Annotated in this window: 21 protein-coding genes; 12 read left to right on the top strand and 9 right to left on the bottom strand. The window is 63.0% G+C overall.

The features are described 5' to 3' along the window. The first annotated feature begins 83 nt into the window (after nt 1–83). The 9 genes from K3146_RS10415 (at nt 84) to K3146_RS10375 (ending at nt 10,263) form a co-directional block, all read left to right on the top strand. Nucleotides 84–2,111, top strand: coding sequence for a toll/interleukin-1 receptor domain-containing protein (locus K3146_RS10415; RefSeq protein ID WP_221546218.1), 2,028 nt, complete (start codon nt 84–86; stop codon nt 2,109–2,111). A 29-nt stretch (nt 2,112–2,140) separates the two neighbouring features. Beyond that, nucleotides 2,141–2,695: a hypothetical protein gene (locus K3146_RS10410; protein ID WP_221546217.1), complete on the top strand. Its 555-nt coding sequence runs from the start codon at nt 2,141–2,143 to the stop codon at nt 2,693–2,695. A gap of 132 nt (nt 2,696–2,827) precedes the next feature. Beyond that, on the top strand, nt 2,828–4,873 hold the full coding sequence (locus K3146_RS10405) for a toll/interleukin-1 receptor domain-containing protein (protein ID WP_221546216.1): 2,046 nt from the start codon (nt 2,828–2,830) through the stop codon (nt 4,871–4,873). 111 nt (nt 4,874–4,984) lie between these two features. Further along, nucleotides 4,985–5,320 carry a hypothetical protein gene (locus K3146_RS10400; RefSeq protein WP_221546215.1) on the top strand — a complete coding sequence of 112 codons (336 nt, stop codon included), beginning with the start codon at nt 4,985–4,987 and terminating at the stop codon, nt 5,318–5,320. A gap of 107 nt (nt 5,321–5,427) precedes the next feature. Continuing rightward, nucleotides 5,428–7,002: a glutamine-hydrolyzing GMP synthase gene (gene guaA / locus K3146_RS10395; protein WP_221546214.1), complete on the top strand. Its 1,575-nt coding sequence runs from the start codon at nt 5,428–5,430 to the stop codon at nt 7,000–7,002. 8 nt (nt 7,003–7,010) lie between these two features. Continuing rightward, the gene (locus K3146_RS10390) at nt 7,011–7,949 is read left to right on the top strand and encodes a serine hydrolase domain-containing protein (protein ID WP_221546213.1); all 939 of its coding nucleotides are present in this window, start codon (nt 7,011–7,013) and stop codon (nt 7,947–7,949) included. Between the two features lie 56 nt (nt 7,950–8,005). Further along, nucleotides 8,006–8,884, top strand: coding sequence for a hypothetical protein (locus K3146_RS10385; RefSeq protein ID WP_221546212.1), 879 nt, complete (start codon nt 8,006–8,008; stop codon nt 8,882–8,884). A gap of 8 nt (nt 8,885–8,892) precedes the next feature. After that, entirely contained in the window at nt 8,893–9,606 is a 714-nt protein-coding gene (locus tag K3146_RS10380; protein ID WP_221546211.1) for an endonuclease III domain-containing protein, read from the top strand. Between the two features lie 6 nt (nt 9,607–9,612). Next, nucleotides 9,613–10,263: an endonuclease III domain-containing protein gene (locus tag K3146_RS10375; protein ID WP_221546210.1), complete on the top strand. Its 651-nt coding sequence runs from the start codon at nt 9,613–9,615 to the stop codon at nt 10,261–10,263. On the opposite strand, the gene K3146_RS10370 is transcribed toward K3146_RS10375, so the two are convergent. The 5 genes from K3146_RS10370 to K3146_RS10350 all read right to left on the bottom strand — a co-directional run bounded on the left by K3146_RS10370 (nt 10,253) and on the right by K3146_RS10350 (nt 13,638). After that, nucleotides 10,253–10,804, bottom strand: a complete 552-nt coding sequence (locus tag K3146_RS10370) for a DUF924 family protein (RefSeq protein ID WP_345724218.1) — start codon at nt 10,802–10,804, stop codon at nt 10,253–10,255. The genes K3146_RS10375 and K3146_RS10370 overlap by 11 nt on opposite strands. 10 nt (nt 10,805–10,814) lie before the next feature. Further along, on the bottom strand, nt 10,815–11,228 hold the full coding sequence (locus tag K3146_RS10365) for a hypothetical protein (RefSeq protein WP_247711196.1): 414 nt from the start codon (nt 11,226–11,228) through the stop codon (nt 10,815–10,817). Between the two features lie 59 nt (nt 11,229–11,287). Further along, nucleotides 11,288–11,632 (bottom strand): CPBP family glutamic-type intramembrane protease, encoded by a 345-nt coding sequence (locus K3146_RS10360; RefSeq protein ID WP_221546209.1) that lies wholly within the window; start codon nt 11,630–11,632, stop codon nt 11,288–11,290. A 157-nt stretch (nt 11,633–11,789) separates the two neighbouring features. Further along, nucleotides 11,790–13,217, bottom strand: coding sequence for a metalloprotease TldD (gene tldD / locus K3146_RS10355; RefSeq protein ID WP_221546208.1), 1,428 nt, complete (start codon nt 13,215–13,217; stop codon nt 11,790–11,792). A 160-nt stretch (nt 13,218–13,377) separates the two neighbouring features. Further along, nucleotides 13,378–13,638, bottom strand: a complete 261-nt coding sequence (locus K3146_RS10350; RefSeq protein WP_221546207.1) for a zinc-finger domain-containing protein — start codon at nt 13,636–13,638, stop codon at nt 13,378–13,380. A gap of 54 nt (nt 13,639–13,692) precedes the next feature. Here K3146_RS10350 and K3146_RS10345 point away from each other — a divergent pair, with 54 nt between their 5' ends. Beyond that, entirely contained in the window at nt 13,693–14,631 is a 939-nt protein-coding gene (locus tag K3146_RS10345) for an ABC transporter ATP-binding protein (RefSeq protein ID WP_221546206.1), read from the top strand. Between the two features lie 23 nt (nt 14,632–14,654). On the opposite strand, the gene K3146_RS10340 is transcribed toward K3146_RS10345, so the two are convergent. Then, on the bottom strand, nt 14,655–14,843 hold the full coding sequence (locus K3146_RS10340) for a hypothetical protein (RefSeq protein WP_221546205.1): 189 nt from the start codon (nt 14,841–14,843) through the stop codon (nt 14,655–14,657). A gap of 133 nt (nt 14,844–14,976) precedes the next feature. On the opposite strand from K3146_RS10340, the gene nadB reads away from it, so the two are divergent. Then, nucleotides 14,977–16,563 (top strand): L-aspartate oxidase, encoded by a 1,587-nt coding sequence (gene nadB, locus K3146_RS10335; protein ID WP_221546204.1) that lies wholly within the window; start codon nt 14,977–14,979, stop codon nt 16,561–16,563. A 12-nt stretch (nt 16,564–16,575) separates the two neighbouring features. Here the strand turns inward: nadB and K3146_RS10330 are convergent, their stop codons facing one another. Together K3146_RS10330 and K3146_RS10325 are read right to left on the bottom strand one after the other, a co-directional pair. Then, entirely contained in the window at nt 16,576–16,950 is a 375-nt protein-coding gene (locus K3146_RS10330) for a PilZ domain-containing protein (protein ID WP_221546203.1), read from the bottom strand. A gap of 120 nt (nt 16,951–17,070) precedes the next feature. Further along, on the bottom strand, nt 17,071–17,385 hold the full coding sequence (locus K3146_RS10325) for a PilZ domain-containing protein (protein ID WP_221546202.1): 315 nt from the start codon (nt 17,383–17,385) through the stop codon (nt 17,071–17,073). 188 nt (nt 17,386–17,573) lie between these two features. On the opposite strand from K3146_RS10325, the gene K3146_RS10320 reads away from it, so the two are divergent. Then, on the top strand, nt 17,574–18,464 hold the full coding sequence (locus K3146_RS10320) for an alpha/beta fold hydrolase (RefSeq protein WP_345724213.1): 891 nt from the start codon (nt 17,574–17,576) through the stop codon (nt 18,462–18,464). Here K3146_RS10320 and K3146_RS10315 read toward each other — a convergent pair. Beyond that, on the bottom strand, nt 18,461–19,051 hold the full coding sequence (locus tag K3146_RS10315; protein WP_221546201.1) for an HD domain-containing protein: 591 nt from the start codon (nt 19,049–19,051) through the stop codon (nt 18,461–18,463). The genes K3146_RS10320 and K3146_RS10315 overlap by 4 nt on opposite strands. Between the last annotated feature and the right edge of the window lie 30 nt (nt 19,052–19,081).

Raw genomic sequence — 19,081 nt, 5'->3', positions numbered from 1 at the left:
GCGCGCTATGCATCTGTGCTACAACCTTGCCGAAAAACAGTGGGTTGCCGAGTCGTTTCCGTGGTCGCAAACGGAGAAGGAGCTTGGCTGCACGGCGCTACAAGGCATTCCTCAGCTATTCGCATCGCGACAAGCGGATCGCGGAGTGGCTGCACCGCCAGCTTGAGAATTACAGGCTGCCGGCAGGGATCGACCTGCCAGATTTCCGCAGTGGGATCCGCCCGATCTTCAAGGACCGCGAGGAGTTGCCTGCCTCCGATAATCTCGGCGCCGAGCTGGAGGCGGCGCTGGCAAACAGCGACGCGCTCATAGTCCTGTGTTCGCCCAATGCGGCGATCTCGCCCTGGATCGCGAAGGAGATCGACCTGTTCAAGCGCCTCAACGGCGATGCGCGCGTCTATCCCGCAGTGGTCGATGGCGATCCACCCTACAACATGCCGCCGCCGCTGCTGGTCCACTATGAGGACGGCACGCCGACGGAGGAACTCGCCGAACCGATCGCGGCCGATCTCAGGCCCGATGAAGACGGGCGCAAGCTGGGCGTGCAGAAGCTGGTCGCGGGCCTCACCGGCGTCCCGCTCGACGAGCTGGTCGACCGCCACGGACAGGAACGCCATCGCCGGATGGCGATCATTGCCGGGGTCTTCTTCATCGGCATGGTCTTTGCGCTCGGCCTTGCTCTCTATGCGATCCAGCAGCGCGACACCGCACGGGCCGAGCGCGGTGAGGCCAACGGCCTCATTGAATTCATGCTCACCGACCTGCGCGAGGAGCTGGAACCGGTCGGCCGGCTGGACCTGCTCGACACAGTCGGCGAACGGGCCATGGACTATTACGCAGGCCAGCGCCTCGAAGACCTCACGACCGACGAACTCGCGCGCCGCTCCCGCGCGGTCCAACTGGTCGCCGAAATGCACAATCGCCGCGGCGACAACGAGCAGGCGCTCCCTGCATTCCGCGAAGCGGCGCGCACGACCGGCGAACTCCTCGCCCGCAATCCCGACGATCCCGATGCCCTCTTCGCGCATGGCCAGAGCGAATTCTGGGTCGGCTACATCGCCTGGCAGCGCGGCGAGAACGAAACCGCCCGGACCGCGCTGGAGGAATATGCACGCATTTCATCGCGGCTCACGGCGATGGATCCGACCAATCTCGATTGGCAGCTGGAGGAATCCTATGCCCTTTCCAACCTCGGCACGTTGGCAGGAGATGAGGGAAGGCACGAGGACGCCCTGCCGCTGTTCGAGAAGAGCGTCGCGATCGCCCGCCGCGTGGCGGAAGAAGAGGGCCGTCCGGCGAACCTGCTGGTCGAGCTCGGGCTGGGCCTCAGCTGGGTCGCCACAACGCGCCAGGAACTGTTCGACTTCGAGGGCTCGGCCAAGACGCGCCGCGAGGAGATCGCTCTCTACGACGAGGTGCTCGCGGAAGACCCCGGCAATAGCGAGGCGCAGCAGGCCGCCCTGTTTGCCAAGGGTCGTCTGGGCTGGCTGATGTCTCTGTTCGGGCGAGACCGTGAAGCGCGCATGGCATTCGATGATGCCGCCCGGCTCGCCCGCCTCCTGCGCGAACGGGACCCGAACGATACGGTCACCACCGAAATGGCCATCACGGTCTACGCCGAAAGGGCGCGCCATTACTGGAGGCGGGGTCTCGACCGTCGCGCCACCGAGGATTTCGAACGGGTCGAGCAATTGCTCGCCGACCTCACGGCACGGGACCCGGAAAACCAGGATTGGGCAATCGACACACGTGCCTCGCTCGAACTGACCCGTGCGCTCACCGACAGGAATGCCATGGCGCCGGCGCGAATGAAGCGGCTGGCTGCCAAGTGGCTCGGCCTGCTCGACCCCAATCGTGAAAGGCATCAGCTGCTGATCGTGGCGGCCCATTTCCTCCACGGGACAGCCCTTGCGCGGGAAAGCGACCGGGCAGGGTCGGCGGCCGCCTACGCCCGCGCCATTTCCATCGAGACCGACAGTATCGGGGCCACTTCGCTCAGGGCGGTTGCCGCCCAGCGCATTGGCCAGACCGCGCTTGCAAGCCAGCTGAGGGGCAGGCTGGCAGAGCTGAAGATCGACCCCTCGTACGATGATCGGCTGCCCCTCAGCTGATCGCGAAACCGCTAATAGAGGAGAGGAAAATGACGACCAATGTCACAGTGAACGTCTCGGTGACGAAGGTGAAGAAGAGGAAGAACCATCCTACCTACAAGGGCAAATTCCACTTCCAGCAGGTCGAGCCGCTGGAGGAGATCTATGTGAAGAAGAACGGGAACATCGACGCGTTCAAGGCGCCCGATGATCTTGCGATAACATTCAACTGGGTCTCCGACGCGGTGGAGATCGATGATGCGCTTTATGAAGCGTATTACTGCACGCCTCACAACGACAGCATCTGGGTCTTGCCCGGAGAAGACAGCGAGCCTGGCGAGGGCGACAAGGCCCCGCCCGACGGAGACCACGACATCACCGTGCCCGACGGGCCTGCGAAGCGCTCGCTGACCCTCAAGGACAGGAACGACCTCGACAAGAGATACAAATACTCTTTCGTGGTCCATCTCGAGATCGGGGGCGGCGCCTTGCTGATCGAAGATCCGAAGATCATCAACAAGACCATCAAGCCGCGCATGGCTCCCGGCAAGCCTCGCCACAAGCCGATTGGCGCCCCACCTCCCGGCACCAACGCCAACAGCTGACGGGCCCGCGAACGACTTCGCCTAGGGCCGTCCTGGCGAACAAAGTTGCGGCAAAGGCGAGTTTGCGACATTCTTTCGCAACGAGAAGGGGTTGCCGAGTCGTTTTCCGAGGTCGCATTCGGAGAGACAAGCTTGGCCGATCGGCGATACAGGGCATTCATCAGTTATTCGCACCGTGACAAGCGGATCGCGAACTGGCTGCATTCTGCGCTGGAAACCTACAGGCTGCCGCCCAAGGCCGTGGCCGAGGGCAAGCCCGCCCGGCTGCACCCGATATTCAAGGACCGGGAAGAACTCCCCGCGGCGGACAGCCTCGGTGAGGCCATCGAGCAGGCGATCCGATGCAGCGACGCGCTGATCGTCCTGTGCTCGCCTGCCGCAGCACAGTCACCCTGGATCGCGCGCGAGGTCGACCTCTACAAGCGGATCAACGGCGATCATGCGGTCTTCCCGGTCATCGTCGAGGGTGATCCCCCGGGCAATTTCCCCGCCCCTCTCCTCCAGCGCTACGAGAATGGCGAACCGACCGACGAAGCGGCAGAGCCGATTGCGGCAGACCTCCGGCGACATGCGGACGGCCGCAAGCTCGGCAAGCTCAAGCTCGTTGCCGGCCTTGCCGGCGTCGACCTCGACGGGCTGGTCCAGCGCGATGCGGCGCGAAGGCAGCGACGCCTCGCACTCGTGGCTGCCGCCTCGGTGGTGGGCATGGTCGGCACATCAGGACTTGCCCTCTTCGCCATCGATCAGCGCAACGATGCGCGCGAGCAGCGGGCAGAGGCCGACGGGCTGATCGAATACATGCTCACCGACCTGCGCCAGCAGCTGGAGCCGGTCGGGCGGCTCGACCTCCTCGACGGGGTCGGGAACCGGGCGATGGACTATTATGCCCGGCAGAAGCTGGAAGACCTGTCGGCGAGCGAACTGGGGCGGCGTGTGAGAGCCGTGCAGCTGGTCGCCGAGGTCCAGAACCTGCGCGGCGACAACGAAGGCGCGCTCCCCGCTTTCCAGCAGGCCGCGCGTACGACGGAAGAATTGCTGGCGCGCAAGCCGGACGATCCCGAACGCCTGTTCAATCACGGTCAAAGCCTGTTCTGGGTCGGCTACGTCGCCTGGCAACACGGCAAGATGGAAGAGGCGCGTTCGGCGATGGAGCGCTATGCCGACATCTCCTCCAGGCTGGCTGCGATGGACCGCAACAATCTCGAATGGCAGATGGAAGAAGCCTATTCGCTGAGCAATCTCGGAACGATGGATTTCGAGGAAGGCAAGCTGCGCAGCGCTCTGGATCTCTTTGAACGGAGCAAGGACATGACCGGCGCCGTCGCTCGCGCCGAAGGCAATCCGAGCGCCAGACGCAAGGAGTTCGGCGAGGCACATTCCTGGATATCGACCACCCAGGTGCTTCTTGGAGAAGTCGAGAAAGCCGAGGAAACCCGAAGGGCAGAGATCGAGATCTACGATCGGATCATCGCCGAGGAACCAGGGCACAACGAAGCGCGCCGCGCGCGGATGTATGCGATAAGCAGCCTGGGAAGGATCCTCGCCCTGAAAGGCCGCAAGCGGGATGCCGACCGGATCCTGGAGGAGGCGATCCGCGAATCCGAGGAGCAGATCGCTGCCGATCCCGAAGACACTCTGGTCAAGGAACTGGCTCGCGGCGCATTGCGCGATCGCGCGCTGATCGCCTGGTCCGATGGCAATGCGAAACTTGCAAGAGACCTGTATTCAAGGGCGGAGGAACTGCAGGCGTCGCTGCAGGAACGAGATCCTAAGAATCACGACTGGAATGTGACCAGTCCGGGCGAGCTCGCCATGTACCGCGCGCTCACCGACCAGCTCGATTCCCGCCCCGCTGCCCTGCGCGCCTTGTCCAACCGATGGCTCTCGCGCTTGGACCGCGCGAACCCCGAACACGAATGGCTCCATGTGGCTTCTTACCTCCTCGCCGGGCTGGCAGCGCAACGCGAAGGCGATCGACAAGCGGCGCGGGAATCCTTCTCCAAGGCATTTTCCTATCCAGATGCCGAGGGCGAGAGGGTCGACGTGCGCTCGCTTGCACTGCGGGCTGCAGCGGCAGAGCGAATGGGTCGGACTGGGGATGCAGAAGCGATCCGCCAGCGTCTGAGGAAGCTCGGGATCGATCCCATTATCGATGACATGCTCGGCACGAGGAGCTGAAACCAAGGAATAACAGCAAGAGCAGACCAAAGGAGCAACACCTGAAGCAATCAGGGGACGGGCCGAAGTGGCATTCCGCCGCGCATTGAAATGTGAAGGAAGGAATTCGAAATGACAGATGGAGCTTGCACGATAACGATCGATGCCAATGACGATGTCTCGGCATCGCCGGACCCGGTGACGCCCGACACAAGCAACAACATCGTCTTCACGCTGCAGGACAATAGCGGGCATGGATGGGTGTTCGACGAGGATCGGCCGATTATCATAACGAACCCCACCGACTTCACCATCACCCGCACTTCGGGCTCCGAACTCCAGGTGTACGATAGTGAGCAAGACCGCGGCCGGATCCCCGAGCACAAGTACCAGCTGCGGTTCACCAGGGCCGGCCAGCAGAATCCCATGGTCTGGGATCCCGTCATCCGCGACCGCGTCAACGGCTGAGATGCAATGACCAAATACCCGCGCGCCGGTGATGCGTCGGCGCGTGGGTGTTGGGAGCATGTGCGCGTGGCTGGACAGTGTGGCCCGGCAATTCTAACGCCGCCCGCATGGACAGCGCGCACCTCCCCGATTCCATCCTCATCGTCGATTTCGGCAGCCAGGTAACCCAGCTCATCGCACGCCGCGTGCGCGAAGCCGGTGTCTACTCGGAGATCGCCCCTTTCACCCAGGCGGAAGAGGCATTTCATCGCCTCAGGCCAAAGGGCGTGATCTTGTCCGGCAGCCCGGCCAGCGTGCCCGACCGCGACAGTCCGCGCGCGCCCGAGGTGATCTTCGAAAGCAAGGTCCCGATCCTCGGCATCTGTTATGGCCAGCAGGTCATGACCGAGCAATTGGGCGGCGAGGTTCGTCCCGGTCACGAAACCGGTGAAGGCGGAGAGTTCGGCCGCGCTTTTTGCGAAGTGACCGAGGAATGCGTGCTGTTCGACGGCCTCTGGAAGCCGGGTGAGACGCACCAGGTGTGGATGAGCCATGGCGACAAGGTCACCCGCATCGCGGAAGGCTTCCGCATCGTCGCCACCAGCCCCGGCGCGCCCTTCGCGCTGATCGCCGACGACGAGCGCCGCTATTACGGCACGCAGTTCCACCCCGAAGTGGTCCATACGCCCGACGGCGGCAAGCTGCTCGCCAATTTCGTACGCCATGTCTGCGGCCTCAAGGGCGACTGGACGATGGCCGAGTTCCGCAAGACCAAGATCGAGGAAATCCGCGCGCAGGTGGGTGACGGTAAGGTCATCTGCGGCCTGTCGGGCGGCGTCGACAGCGCGGTTGCCGCGGTCCTCATCCACGAGGCCATCGGCGACCAGCTGACCTGCGTCTTCGTCGATCACGGCCTCATGCGGATGAACGAGGCCGAACAGGTCGTCACCCTGTTTCGCGACCATTACAATATCCCGCTCGTCCATGTGAATGCGGAGGACATGTTCCTCGGCGGCCTCGAAGGTCAGACCGACCCCGAAAAGAAGCGCAAGTTCATCGGTGGCGCCTTCATCGATTTGTTCGAAGCCGAGGCGAAGAAGATCGGCGGCGCGGATTTCCTCGCGCAAGGCACGCTCTATCCCGACGTCATCGAAAGCGTCAGCTTCACCGGCGGGCCCTCGGTCACGATCAAGAGCCACCACAATGTGGGCGGCCTGCCCGAGCGCATGAACATGGAGCTGGTCGAGCCGCTGCGCGAACTGTTCAAGGACGAAGTGCGCGATCTCGGCCGCGAACTCGGCCTCCCCGACGTCTTCGTCGGCCGCCATCCCTTCCCCGGACCCGGCCTAGCAATTCGCATCCCGGGCGAGGTCACCAAGGAACGCTGCGACATCCTGCGCAAGGCCGACGCCATCTATCTCGAGGAAATCCGCAACGCCGGCCTCTACGACGCGATCTGGCAGGCCTTCGCCGTCCTGCTGCCGGTCAAGACCGTCGGCGTGATGGGCGACGGGCGCACCTATGACAGCGTCTGCGCCCTGCGCGCCGTTACCAGCACCGACGGCATGACCGCCGACATCTACCCCTTCGACGCCGCCTTCCTCAGCCGCGTGGCCACGCGAATCATCAACGAGGTGAAGGGCATCAACCGTGTGGTTTACGACTATACCTCGAAGCCGCCCGGCACGATCGAGTGGGAATAGGTCCCCGGATGTTTCGTTCTCTGTTCGCGCTTGCATTGGCCGCAAGCGCGGTCCCCGCGACCGCTTCCGAATTCTCATTTGCGGAGCTCACTTCGGGGAGGGTATCTCTCAGTTCCGAACTTCCCGGTGCCGCCTATGAGGCGGGCTCGATCTCGAAATTTGCCTGCACGATTGCCATCCTGCGCCTGACCGACAAGGGCCTGCTCGATCTCGACGACCCGATCGGGAGCATACTCCCCCAGCTCAGGGAAAGCGCTGTCGCTTCAGTTCGCTTGCGCGATGTGCTGGCGAACAGGAGTGGCATTGCCGACGGCCTCTTGCCACGTCTGCGGAGCGCCCCCGAAGAGGTATCAAGAGTCGATAGCGCCGAAGATGGAGTGCTGGCTTTTGCGAGCGAGCTTTCGCCTGTCGAGCCGGGTTCGAGATGGTCCTATGATCTCGTAAATTGGATTATCGTGCAGGCCATCCTGGAAAAAGTCAGCGGGCGTCCCCTCACTCAAGCACTGCCGGAGCTGGTCCTGCTTCCGGCGGGGATGGGATCGAGCTGGGTAATCGGAGCTTCGGACGATCGCATTCTGGTTACCCCCAGCGAGGCAGGGAGACCTTTGCCCAGCTTCTTGCGGTGTGCCGGGGGACTGGCGACTACTCCGGTCGACCTGCTGGCGCTGGCCCGCTTTCCGCATCAAGGCGGATTATCGCCGCGCAGCGTGAGTGCGCTGACCGCCATTACCACCAGCGAGGAGTCCTATAGCTTGGGGGGACGTTTCCGAGCGATCCGCAACTCGCCAGTTCTCAGCTGGCAAACCGGCAGCAATGGCGCTTACAAATCGCTGGTGGTCTACGATCCCGTTCACGACGCCGGATTTGCAGCCATGACGGCTAGTGGCGAAAACGAGCCGATCCAACAAGCCCGTTCGGAATGGCTGGCGAGGTATCCGAGCGAGTGAATTTCTCGGGCACTCTTGCCCCGCCTCGGACGTATCTTCCTCGAAGCGGAGGAAGAATGCCCAGAATATCAGTTCTCATCAAATCCCTTGCGATCAGCGCTTCAATAGGGTTGGCAGGCTGCGCGAGCTGGGAGGTTGGCACGCCGCTGGCCTTCTCCAAGTCCGGTCGCGAATGCACGAATACCGGGACAATCGGCCTCTTCGACACCTCGCTCGACCTGCTCGTCGCGAATTATGACAGCAAGCCCGATGTCGACGATCTCCAGGCTGTCGCTGGGCTTGGCTCGGTTCTAAAGCATCCCGACTTTGCCTGCGTGGACTATATCGCCACCTCCGGGGCTTATGGATCGCAGGGTGGCGAGTTCCTCGTCGCGCCGAGGCTCTTCGACCTCGCATTCGGCGACCAGTGGCTCGACGCACACGGAGCGCGCGCGCAGACCATCGCCACGCTAGCCGAGCGGATGGAGGATACCATTGCCGCAGGTGGCCGCGTGTGGGTCGCTGAGGCTGGCCAATCCGATGTCACGGCCGCCGCGGTAGAAAAGCTGCCGCGCGCGATGTGGATGAGCGTCCATGTCGTCCAGCACAGCTATTGGAACGAGAGCATGTCCAGCAAGGAGGCCATGCAGACCGTCGTCTACAACACCCGCTATCATCGGGTGCAGGACGGGAATTTCCCTGACAATGGCTCGCCCGCCTTCAATACGGAGGACGGCTCGCACTGGGCGGCGCTGCTCGCCGACCCGCTCGTCGGGCCGATCTGGGCAGAGGCGAAGCGCCTGTCCGATCATCACAATCCCAAGGCCGCCTATGTGAATCCCGCAGTCGCGGCCGGCGGGCTCGACTTCTCGGATACGGTCGAGATCGCCTACATCTTCGGCTTCGACGACATGGAAGGGGTGGGCGATTTCGTAGAGCGGTTTGCGAACAACTAGCTTTCCGCATGCAGCTTCCCCTCGGCCCTGATCCGCGCTCTGAGACGCTGCGGCGGCTACAGGCCCTGCTCGTCCAGCGTTTCGGACGGATCGAGCGGGCGGCGGCGGAATGGCGGCGGCCGGAATGGGTGTTGGTCCAGGGTGTGATCGGGGCCCGGACCAGGTCCGAAGTATCCAATGCCGCTACCGACCGGTTGCTGAGACGCTATGGATCGTGGGAAGCGGTGGCGGAGGCGCCGCTGACGGAATTGCAGGCCGAACTCGCGACGCAGACCTATCCAAACATCGCTGCCGAGCGCCTTAAATCCAGCCTCACCGCGCTGGTCGAGCGTCGTGGTTCGGTGGACCTTTCTCACCTTGCAGGGATGGAGACGCTCGAGGCCATGCGCTGGCTCGAGCAATTGCCCGGGATAGGACGCAAGATTGCCGCCGGGGTGATGAATGCGAGCACTCTCGATCGCCGCGCCATCGTGCTGGACGGGCATCACACGCGGATACTCCAGCGAATGGGTCTGGTTCCGTCCAAGGCCAGCACCGACCGCGCCTTCGAAGCGATCATGCCGGTCATGCCCGAGGAATGGGGCGGGGCGGACTTCGACGAGCACCACCTGCTGATGAAAAAACTGGGCCAGACTTCCTGCCGGCCTGCCGCGCCCGCTTGTGTGGAGTGCTTGGCACTCTCGCTGTGCAAGACCGGAACCGAGCGCGTCGGCAAGCGCTGACCCGCCATGCTTGACGAGCACCAGGTCGAAGACGTCTTCCGTATCCTCTCGCGCGCAATGCCGGGCCGCACGTCGGATGCGAAGGGGCCGAAAGGCCAGCCCGACGCGTTCCGGTCGTGCATCTCCTGCATGCTCTCCGCGCAATCGCTCGATCGCAACACCGCGAAAGCCGCGCGTGCCCTCTTCGCGCTCGCCACGACGCCCGAAGACATGCTGGCGCTCGTCGACCGGGATATCGCTGCTGCGATCAAGCCCTGCGGCCTTTACAATATCAAGACGCGGTCCATCCGCCGGTTTTGCGAGGCGCTGCTGGCGGAGCATGACGGCGTGGTGCCCGATACCCGCGAGGGGCTGATGAGGCTGCCCGGGATAGGCCGCAAATGCGCCGATATCGTCCTGAGCTTCACCTTCGGGAAGGATGTGATTGCGGTCGATACGCATGTCCACCGCGTCTGCAACCGGATCGGGCTGACCGATGCCAAGACCGCGGACAGGACCGCGCAGCAGCTGGAGGAACGCTCACCGGAATGGGCGCTCGCCGATGGCCATTTCTGGCTTATCCAGTTCGGCAAGCGCGTGTGCATCTCGCGCGGCCCGAGATGCGATACTTGTCCCGTCTCGCAGCTTTGCGAGGCCTATCCTGCCATCACCAGCTGAAACCGGCATCGATCGCGCGTTGTTCGGCGTCGGTCGTTGTGCGGCCAAGCAGACGGTTACGATGAGGAAAGCGGCCGAAACGGGCTACCATCCGCCAATGCGACCGGGCGAAGGAGAGGGCGTCCGGAGCGTGTTCGGCGAATAGGTCGAGTGAGAGCCGCTGATCGCCGACTTTTTCGCTATGCATCAGCGGCATCAGGGCGAACTGACGCTCGCGCCGGTCGTACAAGGGCAGCCATAGCCTGCCGATCACGCCACGGGTGATCGCCCGCGCGAGCGGGTCGTAGGCGAAGGTTCGCGCGCTGCCGCGATGGATATTGCGAGTGAACTGGTCGAACAGGAGTATGGCCGCGAGGGCTGTCTTGCGATCGCCGAGGAAATCGCTGGCCGGGCGCTGGCCGAGCATGGGGAGGAGCGCCGCGTATCGATCGCGCAGCAGCTTGTCGACGGCTTCGCCGCCACCGTACCAGTCGCTGCTGTCGAGTTCATGGAACCATGTGCGCAGGATTTCCCGCGCACATGGGCGTGTTGCGGCGCTCACCTTGTGTCGGTCAGCCTTCGGCCTCTGCAAGGCGATAGGGCACGAAATCGTCGAGGAAGATCACACCGCTGAAGAAGTTGCCGAAGCGGTCGCGCAACTCGATCTGGTCGGTCTTGCACAATTGCGAGCCGCTGAAGCGCCGGATCAGCATGTAGTCGTCATCGTCGATCGCATCTGGCGTCTTGGTGTAATTCACCCAGAGCGTGTCGCCGCTCTTGTAAACCAGCGCTGTATCTTCGATCCGCGTGATCGCGCGCGACCCGAAGGTTGTAATGCAGCTTTCCGGCTCGCCCGCCACGCGCCCCTCGAGCATCTTGGCCAGCTTTTTCTCGCCCTTGGTCATCTCGGTGGTCTCGTCGGCCTGCACGGCAGGGGCGGCGAGGAGGCCGATAGCAGCGGCCGACAAGGCAATGCGTTTGATCATGGCGAGTCTCCTATTGAAGGAGAATATATATCAAACACGATCTGAATGCACGCTGACGCTCAGAATGGGCCGCCGAACAGCAGCTTCCATGCCGCTACTACTGCCCAGTGAAAAAAGATCGGAGGCCATAGGGAACTGCTCGCATCCCTGAGCGCTGCCAGCGTGACTCCCAAGATAGCGACGCATGCGAGGAAGGCGGGGTGGAGGAACAGCTCGCTCCATACCGGGCCAAGACCGGTCCATGCTTGGAGCGGGTGCCACAACACGAACAGCGCGACTGAAAGCGTTACGAGCAGCCAGCGGTGCCTGACACCCTGGCGCGGAAAGAGCGCCCATCTGAAGAGAAGCTCTTCGCCGAGTGCCGGGACGACAAATATTGTGGCGAGGATTGTCAACTCTGTCACGTCTATGGCTTCAGGATCGAAGCCGACGATCCGGCTCTGCCAGACAACAACCGAAATGCCGACAGCTCCTAGGGCGGCGATCCACTTGCAGTTGCGCCACTGCTTTCGTGCGGGCCACCTCAGGAGAGGTCCGACCGGTCCGCTTGGAAACACGTTCTTAGCCCGTGCCGCCGACCGTGATCCCGTCGATCAGAAGGGTTGGCTGGCCCACGCCGGCGGGCACGCTTTGGCCGCCCTTGCCGCAAATGCCGACGCCCTCGTCCAGCGCCATGTCGTTGCCGATACCCTTCACCCTTGTGAGCACGCTCGGGCCATCCCCGATCAGCGTCGCGCCCTTAATGGGATGCACGATCTTGCCCTTCTCGACCTTATAGGCCTCGGTACAGGCGAAGACGAACTTGCCGCTGGTGATGTCGACCTGTCCGCCGCCGAAGCTGGTGGCGTAGATGCCGTCGTCCATGCGGCTCAGCAGTTCCTCGGGATCGTCCTCGCCGCTGCGCATGAAGGTGTTGGTCATGCGCGGCATGGGGGCGTGCTGGTAGCTTTCGCGCCGACCATTGCCGGTCGGCTCGACACCCATGAGGCGGGCATTGAGGCGATCCTGCATGTAGCCCTTGAGGATACCGTCTTCGATGAGGACCGTCTCGCGCGTCGGCGTGCCTTCGTCGTCGATGCTGAGCGAGCCGCGGCGTTCGGCCATGTTGCCATCGTCCACTACGGTGACACCGGGCGCGGCGACGCGTTCGCCGATCCGGCCCGAAAAGACGCTCGTGCCCTTGCGGTTGAAATCGCCTTCCAGCCCGTGGCCGACTGCCTCGTGCAGCAGCACGCCCGGCCAGCCGGGACCCAGCAGTACGGTCTGCTCGCCCGCGGGTGCGGCCACGCTGTCGAGATTGACCAGCGCCTGGCGCACCGCCTCGTCGATCGCCCGCATCCAGGCGCCCTCGTCGAACAGGCGGTCGTAGAGATAGCGGCCACCCATGCCGAAAAAGCCGGTCTCGCGCCGCCCGTTCTGTTCGGCGACGACCTGGATGTTGAGACGCACAAGCGGGCGAATGTCGCGCGCGGTATAGCCATCGGGCCGGACGATCTCGACCACGCTCCAATTGGCCAGGAGGCTGGCCGAAACCTGCGCCACGCGGGGATCTTTCGCGCGGGCCACTGCATCGATCTTTTCCAGCAGCGCGACCTTCTCCTCGAAGGGCACGAGGTCGAGCGGGCAAGCGTCGGTATAGAGATGGCGATTGGTCCGCTCGGGAGGTGCTGCGAGCGGGCTTTGTGTCGCATCGAGCAGCTTCAGCGTTTCGCCCGCGCGGCTGATCGCTGCAGCACTGATCTCGTTCGCATGGGCAAAGCCGGTGGTTTCGCCCGAAACGCCGCGCAGGCCGAAACCGGAGTCGCGCGAATAGTCGGCCGTCTTCAATCGGCCGTCGTCGAAACCGAAAGCTTCGGAGGCGATGAACTGGAGGTAGAGCTCGCCATCGTCGCAGCGGGTCAGCAGCTTGCGGGTGAGCGACTGCGCTTCTTCGGGCGAGAGATTGTTGCCGTAAACGAGCGAAAGCGGATCGGTGGTCGGTGCGGTCATGCGCCTGAGATAGGCACGAAATGGGGCAACGTCACCCTATCTCGTCATTGCGAGGAGCCTAAGGCGACGCGGCAATCCATCGATCATGTGCCTCAGCAGGCGATGCGTGATGGATCGCCGCGCGGCTGCGCCGCTCGCGATGACGAAATACTGGGCGGAGTTAGCGATGACCGGGATCGCCGCCTTCGGAAATATCCATCAGGGTCGACTGGTCCACGCCGTCCGCAGGGCCGCCTTCCAGCACGAAACGCCGGTCGCAATAGCCGCAATCGACATAGCCATGCTCGTCGATCTGCAGATAGACCTTGGGGTGGCCGAGCGCGGCGGCGCGATAGTTCTTGCCGGTGCGGATATCGGTCGCGCCATCGCACCACACGCGAGGAGTGGTGACCTTGGACACTTCGGGAGGAGGCAGACTCATGGGGCACGCCGATAATGGGTTTGACCACGGCGCTCAAGAGGATAGGTGACCGGCATGACCACGCCTCCTGCGATCCGGATCGACAATCTCGTCAAACGCTATGCCCCCAGCGGGCCGGGCGACGAGGGCAAGCTGGCGCTCAAAGGCGTTAGCTTCGATGTGCCGCAGGGCGGTGTATTCGGCCTCCTCGGGCCCAATGGTGCGGGCAAGTCGACGATCATCAACATCCTCGCAGGCCTCGTGCGCAAGACCTCGGGCAATGCCGAAATCTGGGGCTTCGACATCGACGAGCAGCCGCGCAACGCCAAGCGCTCGATCGGCATCGTGCCGCAAGAAATTGTCTTCGATCCCTTCTTCACGCCCTTCGAGGTGCTGGAAAACCAGGGCGGCTTCTACGGCATCGGCAAGGGGGATCGCCGGAGCGAGGAACTGCTTGCCGCCGTCCACCTTTCGGACAAGCGCAATGCCTATGCCCGCACGCTCTCAGGCGGGATGAAGCGGCGGTTGCTGATCGCCAAGGCCATGGTGCACTCGCCGCCCATCCTCGTGCTCGACGAGCCGACCGCGGGCGTGGATGTGGAGCTGCGCCGCCAGCTATGGGAACTGGTGCAGGAGCTGAACAGCGAGGGCGTGACCGTGGTGCTTACCACACATTACCTCGAAGAGGCGGAGCAGCTGTGCGACCGCATCGCGATCATCAACCATGGCGAACTTATCGCCAACAAGCCGACCGGCGAACTGGTCGGCATGGCGCGCGAGAAGATCGTCTCGGTCAGCGTCGACAAGGACCTTGGCGGACCGATCATGGAGGAGGCCTTCCTCAAGGCCGAGGTGGTCGATACGCGCCGCCTCGACATTACCTATGACCGCGACAAGGCGAGCGCGGGACAGGTCCTCGCGCTGGTGCAGTCACATGGCTACGGGATCGACGACGTCACCACCCGCGAGGCAGATCTGGAAGACGTGTTCGTGCAGTTGACCGGCGCGGGCTGAGCCGCGCCGGCTCTGTCAAGAAGTCAGCTGAAATGGCGCGGGCCTAGGCCTGCATCCTTCACGCGCAGCACGTCCCAGACATGCGGCTCGACTTCTTCCATCGGTGTCTTGCAATTGCGACATTTACAGACGTGCGAGCCACCGGCCTTGCGCATGTTCGCGTAGTCGACCGAGTGACGCCCGAAGGCGCAAGCAAGCAGACCCATTTTCATTGTTATCGACCCTCCAAAGCCCCGAGTCCCTGTCGATTCGCGTCCCTATTTCCGAGATTATTACACGTTAACCGTGTTTTCGGCGAATCGTTCTCCGCTTGCCGCGTGTCGTTTGGCGCGCCATGACGCCCGCATGACTGACCAGACCTACGACGTTCTCGTCATCGGATCGGGTGCCGCCGGGCTGACCGCGGCGCTCGAACTCGCGCAGAGCAAGAAGGTGCTCGTGCTCGCCAAGGGCAAGCTGACGAGCGGCTCCACTGCCTGGGCACAGGGCGGGATCGCGGCTGTTCTAGATGCTGGCGACACTTTCGAGAATCACATTCGCGACACGATGGTGGCTGGCGGCGGGCTCAACGATCTGGAGACGGTCGAATTCGTCATCGAGCGTGCTCCGGAAGCGATCGACCGGCTGTGCGAACTGGGTGTGCCCTTCAACCGTGAGGAAGGTGACCTCCACCTCACGCGGGAGGGCGGCCATTCGCATCGCCGGATCGTCCATGTGAACGATGCGACCGGATGGGCGGTGCAGGCTGCGCTGCTCAAGGCGGCGGAAGAAAATCCGAACATCACCCTGCTGCCGCACCAGAGCTGCATCGACCTTATTACGGGTCGCAACCAGGAAGAGTATTCGGGTTCAGGCAGGGTCTGGGGCGCTTACGCTCTGGACGAAGACAGCGGGAAGGTGGTGAGCCATGTTGCGCGGGCCACCGTGCTCGCGGCGGGCGGTGCGGGCCGCGTCTATCTCTTCTCCACCGCCCCTCGCGGTGCAACCGGTGATGGGATCGCCATGGCCTGGCGTGCTGGCGCGCGAGTCTCGAACATGGAGATGATGCAGTTCCACCCAACCTGCCTCTACAATCTCGAGGTCAAGAACTTCCTCATCACGGAGGCGGTGCGCGGCGAAGGCGGGCGCTTGTTCAACCCCGTCACCGGCGAACGCTACATGGCGCAATACGATGCCGAGCGGATGGAGCTTGCCCCGCGCGATATTGTGGCGCGTGCGAATGACGACCAGATCAAGCGCTACGGCCTCGACTATGTCCATCTCGACATCAGCCACGAGCCACCCGAATTCGTGAAGCAGCATTTCCCAACCATCCATGAGAAGCTGATGGGCCTCGGGATCGACATGACCAAGGGGCCGATCCCGGTCGTGCCGGCGCAGCATTACACCTGCGGCGGGGTGAAGATCGGGCTCGATGCGAAGACCGACCTGCCGGGACTATGGGCCGCGGGCGAGGTGACTGAAAGCGGCCTCCACGGCGCCAACCGCCTTGCGTCCAATTCACTGCTCGAATGCTTCGTTTTCGGAGAGGCTGCGGCGAGGGACATTCTCGAATGCTGGGACAAGCTCGACGATCCGCCCGCGATCCTTCCGTGGGACGAAAGCCGTGTGACCGATTCCGATGAAGAGGTCGTCATCAAGCAGAACTGGACCGAGATTCGCCGCTTCATGTGGAATTACGTCGGCATCGTGCGCACCACCAAGCGACTTGAGCGCGCCGCGCACCGGATCCGCATGCTGCGCGGCGAGGTGGAGGATTACTACGGCCACTTCCGCGTGACCACCGACCTGATCGAACTGAGAAACCTGATCGAATGCGCCGACCTGATCGTGAAGAGTGCGTTGAAGCGTCACGAAAGTCGTGGGCTTCATTTCATCCTCGACTATCCGGAAACCGATCCGGTGGCGCGCGATACGCTGCTGGTTCCCTAAGGCTGAGCTTACTCAGGGCAGCAATTCGTCCTCGGGATCGAGTTTCTGCAGCGGCGGCAATTTGCGGCCGAACGTATCTAGCGTGTTGTCGATGACGAGCTGGCCGGACCGGTCCAGCGTGAAATACCGCAGTGTAGCCGTGCTGAGTTCCTCGCCGAACTCGATACCGACGCTGCCATTGCGCGACCAGCGGACCACGCCTTTGGCGGTGACACCGGCAAGAAGCGTCAGGTCGAGCTCGGTTCCCTCTGAAATCTTGTGGTCGACCCCAAGCAGGCGGCATCCCGAGAGTGAAAGATCGGCCAGTCGGTCCTCAGAAATGCGGCCGCCGACGAGGCACAGGATCGTGCCTTCGACATCAAGCCGTTCCGATTTTCTTTGGTCCATATCGACCTCCGACCAGTTCGCATCTCAGACAATAGCGAAAACAGTTTAACAACTATTACATCTGAATATTTGCGAAGCGGAACAATTACTTATTCATCGCCGATGCCAGGCTGCCGCGCTCTACTGGATGTTTTCCGCGCGCATCGGCCAGTCATCGAGGGAATATTCTCGCACAAGGCCGATGGGGATCGGCAGGTGGAACGAAATCCCGATCGCTTCTCCCAATTGCCAGGCAATCCGCCCGCTCGCGACGTAGCCGGGAATAAGCCGGATTTCGCATCGTGCGCCGATTTCCGCCTCGATCCCCGGGGATTCGATCATGCATCCGGCCTGCGAGAGGTTGCGCATGGTCCCAAAGTGTAGCTGCCCGCACAATTCGAAGCGCACGCTCTCCTTGGAATCCCGGCGGTCTTCATTTCGACGTTCGGTGTACACGGCGACCCCTTTCACCCACCTCTATATATTACAAACCCTTCTCCACGATGAATTGTATACGGGCGACAATACAGTGTGGATATTTACTTTTCGTTTACTATAAATTCAGTTGCGAGAGCGATCCGATGGACAAGGGCAGGGTATTGGTGCCAGTTACACCTCCAATCATCGGATGAGAGGAGAGGCGCGTGCCGAAGGTGACAGCAAACGGGATCGACATCCATTACGAGGAACATGGCGATCCTTCGCATCCTGCGATGCTGCTGATCATGGGCTTCGGTGCGCAGCTGACCTTGTGGCCCGAAGAGCTGGTGGAGGAACTCGCCGGGCGCGGCTTTCGCGTCATTCGCTACGACAATCGCGACATCGGGCTCAGCCACAAGTTCCATGGCGTGAAGGCGCCCGGCCTGATCAAGATGACGCTGCTTTCCAAGATCGGCCTCACACCCAGCGTACCCTACACGCTGGCGGACATGGCGGCCGACGGAATCGGGCTGCTCGATGCTCTGGAGATCGACAGGGCACATATCGTCGGTGCCAGCATGGGCGGGATGATCGCCCAGCACGTCGCCGCGAAATATCCCGAGCGGTGCCTCAGCTTCACGCAGATCTTCTCGACCACGGGCAATCCGAAGCTACCCCCTGCGCGCAAGGAGGCGCTGCAGGCGCTCGTCAAGCGTCCCAAGAGCGCGGATGAGGAAGTGTTGGTCGATCATGGCATCATGCTTGCACGCACGATCGGTTCGCCGGGCTATCCCTCACCCGAAGAGCGCCTGCGAGAAAGGACGCGGGTCAACGTGCGCCGCAGCTTTTATCCCGAAGGGCCCACGCGGCACCTCTCGGCGATCGTTGCCGACGGTGACCGCCGCGACATGCTCCGCGGTATCCAGGTTCCAACCCTCGTCCTGCACGGAGAGGACGATCCGCTGGTGCCCTGCGAAGGCGGTCACGACACGGCGGATTGCATCGCCGGAGCGAAACTCAAGACGATCCCGGGATGGGGCCATGACTTGCCGCTGGATCTGGTAGACGAGCTGGCCGGCGAAATTGCGGGCCATGCCAGCGCGTCGGCAGGCTAGGCGCGCAGCCGTTCCAGCGAGCGTGCAAGATTTCGGCGGGCTCGCTCTTCGAACCGGTCTCGTCCCCATTCGCTGAAATAGAGTCTTTCGCGGCCGGCGAAGCTTTCGAGCACGGCTGCGCGGCCCTTGCGGAAGGCTTCGTCCGGAACATGGCTGTATTCGCGGCGGATCTGGTCCTCGTAAATGTCGAAGCGCTCTTCGCTTGCGCCGAGGATGCCAAGGTCCATGTCGAGAAAATGCGCGATGTCCGAGCCATCGTCGCCAGCGATGTCCGGCATGATGTGCCCTTCCGTCGCGAGGATCATGGCCTCCGCGAGTTTGCGCGTGGCCGGGTCGATCGGGAGGTCGGCAGCGCGGAACAGCGCTGCGCTCTGCCGCTCGTTGTCCTTGGCGCGGGGGTCATAGACCGCATCGTGAAACAGGATTGCGTAGAGCACTGCCTCCCGGTTGCGGACGCGCGCGCCCGCAGCCTCCAGGTGACTGCATAGTGCCTCTACATGCGACCAGTCGTGATAGTAGCGCTGGGGCTCGCCGTGGCGATGCTTCAGATCGCCCAATACATCGGTCGGGACCGTCTCGAACATCATGCGATGTTAGCTGCGCCCGGCGCCAACGGG

It is taken from the genome of Qipengyuania vesicularis (assembly GCF_019711415.1).
Lineage (GTDB): Bacteria > Pseudomonadota > Alphaproteobacteria > Sphingomonadales > Sphingomonadaceae > Qipengyuania > Qipengyuania vesicularis.
Note: the sequence above shows the minus strand (reverse complement) of the source record. Positions and strands in the feature narration are given on the sequence as shown.